4 protein-coding genes and 2 pseudogenes are annotated in these 6001 nt (G+C 41.2%); 3 read left to right on the plus strand and 3 right to left on the minus strand.

The annotated features are described in order from the left end of the window. Nucleotides 1-565: pseudogene (locus NJ959_RS21425) on the minus strand (cobaltochelatase subunit CobN); the annotation flags it as partial. 323 nt (nt 566-888) lie between these two features. Here NJ959_RS21425 and NJ959_RS21430 point away from each other — a divergent pair. From NJ959_RS21430 to NJ959_RS21440, 3 genes are all read left to right on the plus strand, one after another. Further along, complete coding sequence (locus NJ959_RS21430) at nt 889-3261, plus strand: hybrid sensor histidine kinase/response regulator (RefSeq protein WP_254013777.1); 2373 nt, start codon at nt 889-891, stop codon at nt 3259-3261. A 184-nt stretch (nt 3262-3445) separates the two neighbouring features. Continuing rightward, nucleotides 3446-3784, plus strand: a complete 339-nt coding sequence (locus tag NJ959_RS21435; protein ID WP_254013778.1) for an antibiotic biosynthesis monooxygenase — start codon at nt 3446-3448, stop codon at nt 3782-3784. Between the two features lie 133 nt (nt 3785-3917). Then, the gene (locus NJ959_RS21440) at nt 3918-4277 is read left to right on the plus strand and encodes a response regulator (RefSeq protein ID WP_254013779.1); all 360 of its coding nucleotides are present in this window, start codon (nt 3918-3920) and stop codon (nt 4275-4277) included. Nucleotides 4278-4400: 123 nt separating this feature from the next. Here the strand turns inward: NJ959_RS21440 and NJ959_RS21445 are convergent, their stop codons facing one another. Together NJ959_RS21445 and NJ959_RS21450 are read right to left on the minus strand one after the other, a co-directional pair. Next, nucleotides 4401-5399, minus strand: coding sequence for a DnaJ C-terminal domain-containing protein (locus NJ959_RS21445; RefSeq protein WP_254013780.1), 999 nt, complete (start codon nt 5397-5399; stop codon nt 4401-4403). A gap of 295 nt (nt 5400-5694) precedes the next feature. Further along, a pseudogene (locus tag NJ959_RS21450) lies at nt 5695-6001 on the minus strand (molecular chaperone DnaK); the annotation flags it as partial.

A 6001-nucleotide genomic window follows, 5' to 3' on the forward strand; every position in this document is an offset into this window, starting at 1 on the left:
CCCCACTCCCCACTCCCCAAGGATAAATCCCCACACGAGGAACAGGTTTTGGCGGTAGTGGGTTATAATTTTTTCCTAAGCACAAATCGGCGATAAATTCAAGAGCATTAGTAAAATTTTCTACTCCACCTTCAGTGAAATAGCGCCAGAGTTGGTTAGCCTCGGCGAGGGCTACTGTGGAATGACCGATCAAATCCGAGTCGTAGCGATCGTCTCCAGGCAATACAATTAACGTAGCACCCGTTTGCTGGACAGTTTCCTGAACTACTTCCAATCCATAAGACCAGTATGAACGTCCCCCCAAAAGCCTTAGAATAATGATCTGAGCAAAAGCCAATACAGTTTCAGCATAAGTATCTATCGTTAATTGCTGCTGCAAGTGTAAGAGGTTAACAACCCGTATTGCTGGAAATTCTACTGGCAGTTGAGTTGTGGAGGCAGTTATTGTTTGAATATCGGTATCCGCAGCCGTCATAAAAATGATGGGTGCTGGTGTCTGTTCGATAACTATAACACCTTCTCCTTGTGGGTTCCATCCTCCTGGCGTTGCTGCGATGCGGTGCATGATACAAATCCTCTGAATTACTTGAAGCTCAAATCTATTTGTTGCCTACTGCTCGATCTAATTAATTTTGGTGGATGAGATTATGTAGAGAAGTTGCCGTGTAACATCTCTACACTCCCCATAATTAATAACATAGACTACGAGTGGAGCTTGGTAATAAATAACTATACAGTTAAAAACGAAATAAAAGTAGATACCATAAGTCTTAAAGGATTATGCCTTCTGGCTTATAGATTCTCCATTCTGCCTTAACTGATTGTCTGGTGACGGCGAGTGCGTGTCATCAGTAAAGTGCTGTAGCTCTTTTACACAAAACTAAAGTCATGTCGATATTGGGTAATCCAAGATTCACTCGAACCCTGCCATTGACGATATTTCAGCGGCTACAAAATCTATTTGAGCAGATAGATTTAAGAATTTGTCCAGGAGCAGTGGTTCTCAGGTCAGATGATTTGCCCATTGTACCAATGTATATGGAGGAAACAGTCACAGAGTTTACAATTGTGGTATCTCCAGATTTTAAGGCACTGTTACTAGGGGAGTCGGATAACTTGTCTAATGGTGAGATAGAGCCGACAATGTATAAGGTGGGGTTGACATTTGATGCCCAGGAGATCGTATCCTTCCTCATTAAACTTGCACAATATTTAAACAACCATCCGTCTATACCCCCATTTCTAGATATTATTCGCACTTCACCACAACCAAATAATCCGGCAATCCAGAGTGAATTTACTCTCTCCTTACTAGAAATTATTAATCCTGAAGAAAGCAATAATTCCGCACCACCGACACCAATATATCCTTCTGTTTCCGTTTGTCAACCAATAGAAGATGCGCTGCGCCAACAGTTTGAACAGGAACGACTCCTTAATCAGGTAACAACTCAAATCCGTCAAAGCCTAGAATTACCTGTTATTTTGACTACCGCTGTTCAGCAAGTGCGACATTTTCTCGAGGTGGATAGACTAGTAATTTATCAATTTGACTTCCAGTTTTCTCCTATAGAAAATGGGAAAGAGAGGGAAGAAGGGGAGATGAATAAATGGGAAGTAAATAGTACCCAAACCCAAAACCCGCACCTCCCCTCAACCTCTGAAATAGCTTGGGGTTGTGTGACTTATGAATCCAAATCATCAGAAATAATACCCTCCGTTCTTAATTGGATAGAACAGAAAGATTACTTTACACATGTACCAAACTGTCGAGAAAAATATTGTCAAGGAATGACAGTTGCAATTGATGATGTGGAAAGAACTTACACTACCTATCCTTGCTTACTGGAGATGATGCAGCAGACAGGAGTACGAGCTAAATTAGTAGCTCCAATTATCGTCAAAAACAAGCTATGGGGGATGTTAATAGCTCACCAATGTTTTGAACCTCGCCAGTGGAAAAGTAGTGAAAAAAAGTTGCTAAAAGAGATTGCAGAACATTTATCTGTTGCTATTTATCAAGCGAAATTATATGCCCAATTGCAACAGCAAAAAACGACATTAGAAGCACGAGTAATCGAACGAACTCAAGAACTCCGAGATGCTTTAGAAGCAGCGCAAGCAGCGAATAGTGCCAAAAGTGAATTTTTGGCAGCAATGAGTCACGAGTTACGGACACCTCTTACTTGTGTAATTGGATTGTCAGCGACACTTTTACGTTGGTCTTTTGGGGAAGAAGGATCTCCAAAGGTTCCACCGGAAAAGCAGAAACAATATTTAAAAATGATTCAAGAAAATGGGGAACACCTGCTAGAATTAATCAACGACATTCTCGATTTATCTCAAGTAGAAGCAGGTAAAACAGTTTTAAATATTAATGAATTTTCACTATCCCATCTTACCCACCAAATGTTGAGAAGTCTCCAGGAAAAAGCTAGCCACAATCATGTAAATTTGGAGATTGACTTTCAGGTAGTACATAAAAGCGATCGCTTTCGTGCCGATCAACGTCGAGTTAGACAAATTATCTATAATTTATTGGGTAATGCGATCAAATTTACTCCCGAAGGTGGCAGGGTAATATTACGTGTATGGAGAGAAAATAACCTCGTAGCTTTTCAAATAGAAGATACAGGTATTGGTATTGCCCCAGAACATTTACCACTTCTTTTTCAAAAGTTTCAGCAGTTAGAGACTCCCTACCACCGCAAATATGAAGGGACAGGTTTAGGCTTGGCCTTGACTAAACAGCTGATCGAACTCCACGGTGGTACAATTGAAGTAGAGTCAATTGTTAATCAAGGCTCTGTCTTTACAGTTTGGCTACCCCTCCAACCCCTAGTTTCAGCCAATTCAGGTAAATTAGAGGATAATTCGGCTCAAAATTCCGCACCTCAAGGAACGATAGTATTAGTTAACGATAGCGAGGAAACCGCCACAGAGATTTGCCAAATTCTCACAGCCGCAGGCTATCATGTTGTTTGGCTCGTTGATGGTTCAACTGCTCTTCAACAAATCGAACTCCTCGAACCACAAGCTACAATTATTGATTGGCACTTATCGACTATAGACAGCTACGAAATCGGTCAATATCTACAGAATTCACGTACTACTAAACAAATCAAATTTTTAGCCTTGTTCGATCCTACCTTGTCAACTGACGAGGAGGAAGAGATTATGGATCTTGTTGATGATTATTTGTTGAAGCCTGTAGAGCCTGTTCAATTATTGCACAAACTTACGGCATTGATGGCAAAATAAGTTATTGGTTATTGGTTGTTGGTTATTGGTTGTTGGTTGTTGGTTGTCAATCAAATAACTAATAATTGTCACAGGCGAAACGCTACAATAACAAGGGGTTGTAAGTCCCTTGTTAACGAACAACGAACAACGAACAACGAACAACAAACAACAAACAACAAACAACAAACAATAGGAGGTAGCTATGTCAGAATTTTTGGATTTTCTCAAGCACAAATTTGCTTATGTGGCGATTGGTGAATTTAAACCCGGCAAGTTTGAAGAAGCTCAACAACTTTATGAAAAAGCTGTATCAACCTACAGCACAGGTTTTAAAGGAGCATACTTATTACGAGAGCCGGGAACAGATAAAGGTATTGCTGTTATTTTTTGGGAAGGGATAGAGAATATGGGTGCTAATCAAAATGAGGCTTATGAGGCGATTCTGAAGGAGATGTCTCATTTGTTTACTAAAGCACCAATGACTTCTTTTTATGAAGTATCCAGCGAAATTGAAGCCATCGTGAAACCATCAGAAGATTAAAGGATGCGGTAGATAGAAACCCGGTTTCTTAAAGAAACCGGGTTTCTGGGAGTTTTTGGGTGTCCTACTAGATTTATCCTGAACTCCTTGATTTATTATAGGATTTATGCTATTGAAATTTCCACTGTTGCTTGTGAAAATTCTGTTTGTTGAGGATAATAAATTAAATCGAGAAGTGATTGCTGAATATCTTGAATTACAAGGGTATGAGGTTCATACTTTATCCAGTGGATATAATTTCATAAATTCCATCAAAGAATTTAAACCTAACTTAATATTGCTTGATATCAAGTTACCTGGAATTGATGGTTTTACCCTAATGGAACAACTCCGAAGTTCTGAATGGACAGAAGTGCCAGTGATAATTCTTTCCGCACTTTCATTCACTCAAGATAAACAGCGAGCCTTCCAGCTTGGCGCTCGCCGTTTTATCGTTAAACCAGCAATCTTGAAAGAAATAGGTAGGGCAATTTATACTGAACTGAGAACATGAAGTTATGGCGGTTTGTCGTTTACGACACAATACTTAAAACCACTAACGGTTTATCTGGACTGGATAAATTTGTTATTTGTTCAAGAATAAATAACAAATAACCAACAACCAACAACTAACAACTCAAATCAACAAATCCCGTCTCGGATGAAAATCATCAATCTCCCGCAACTTCTCATAAAGTTCTCGAACTGTTGGCGATATCTCTTTAGGAATCACGACTAAAATTTCAACTAATTGATCTCCTCTTTCCCCATCAATTGGATAACCTTTATTGGCAAGGCGTAATCGTTGACCAAATCTCACTCCAGGGGGAACATTTATTTTCACTCTACCATCCAGAGTCGGTATTTCTATTGGTCCCCCCAGTACCGCTTCCGCAGGAGTTACTGGTATCTGACAGACAATATCTGACTCTTCCAGCTTAAAAAAAGCATGGGGTGCAACAGTAATAACTAAGAATAGACTCCCACCAGCAATACCCTGACCTTTCAGACGCACTCTTTGACCTGTTACCATACCCGCAGGTAACTCAACCTCTAAAGATCTCCCATCTTCCAGACGAATCCGTTCTAATCCACCCAGATATGCTTTTTCTAAGGGTAGTGTCAATCGCGCCTCTATATCTTTGGGAGTGGGGCGAGAATTAACAGTATAAGCAGTTTTACTCCCTCCCGGTTTGTAAGCATCTGACGAATTAACCCGAACGCTGCTACCTTGAGTAGCAGTAGCAGTACGAGATGACTGTCGCCTACCGAGGAGTTGGTCTACAAAGCTATTAAAGTCGCCAAACTGATCGTAATCTACTTCCTGAGTTCCGGTACGGTTAGTCCCGTTACGGCTGAATGCGTTTCTCACACTTGCAGTTTTGGCACTTGGGCGACTAGTGCCTTTCTTCTTCAAGAAGCGACTGAATTGATCGTACTGCGATCGCCTACTAGGATCGGATAGCACTTCATGAGCTTCGTTGATATCCTTAAACTTTTCCTCAGCGGTTGCATCACCCGGATTCACATCGGGGTGATATTTTCTCGCTAGCCGCCGAAACTCTTTCTTAATTTCTTCGCTAGTTGCATCTGTCGGGATTCCTAATATGTCGTAATAATTCCGAAAGTTTTCCATATAAAGTAGTTATTGGTTGTTGGTTATTTGTTTTTGGTTATTTGTTTTTGGTTGTTGGTTGTTGGTTATTGGTTGTTGGTTATAACTGATAACTTGCACGCCTTTTAATAACCGTAGGGTTGGCACTCCCTCAAACGTAATCATCAGCTTCTTCTTGTTCTCCAGGGGACTGCCCACTAAAGCCGTAAAATCTTTGTTGAAATTGGATTGCTGCAATATGATTTCTAACAGGTGAGACACCTGTTATACAGCAAGGAACCCACAAAAAAACCAACAACCAAAAACCAATAACAAATTAGAACCAATCATCATCCTCTTCATCCCAATCATTCTCCAGTGGAGCAGATCTTAAGCGATCCCGACTCGAACGACCAGATCCGACTCCGTAAGACTCCCGACGCTCAGAGGAGTTGCGACGCTCGGAGGAGTTGCGACGCTCGGAGGAGTCACGACGCTCGTAAGGATCTCGGCGATTAGCCGGATCGGGGCGCTCGTAAGGATCTCGTCGCTCAGAAGAGTCACGGCGCTCATAAGGATCTCGGCGCTCAGAAGAGTCACGACGCTCATAAGGATCTCGACGCTCAGAAGAGTCACGACGCTCA

The sequence above is a fragment of the Limnofasciculus baicalensis BBK-W-15 genome (assembly GCF_024178385.1).
GTDB classification, from domain to species: Bacteria; Cyanobacteriota; Cyanobacteriia; order Cyanobacteriales; family Coleofasciculaceae; genus Limnofasciculus; species Limnofasciculus baicalensis.

Bases quoted from the DNA above. Each gene is read 5' to 3' on its own strand.
- NJ959_RS21430 (WP_254013777.1), top strand. From the start codon at position 889: ATGTCGATATTGGGTAATCCAAGATTCACTCGAACCCTGCCATTGACG.
- NJ959_RS21435 (WP_254013778.1), top strand. From the start codon at position 3,446: ATGTCAGAATTTTTGGATTTTCTCAAGCACAAATTTGCTTATGTGGCG.
- NJ959_RS21445 (WP_254013780.1), bottom strand. From the start codon at position 5,399: ATGGAAAACTTTCGGAATTATTACGACATATTAGGAATCCCGACAGAT.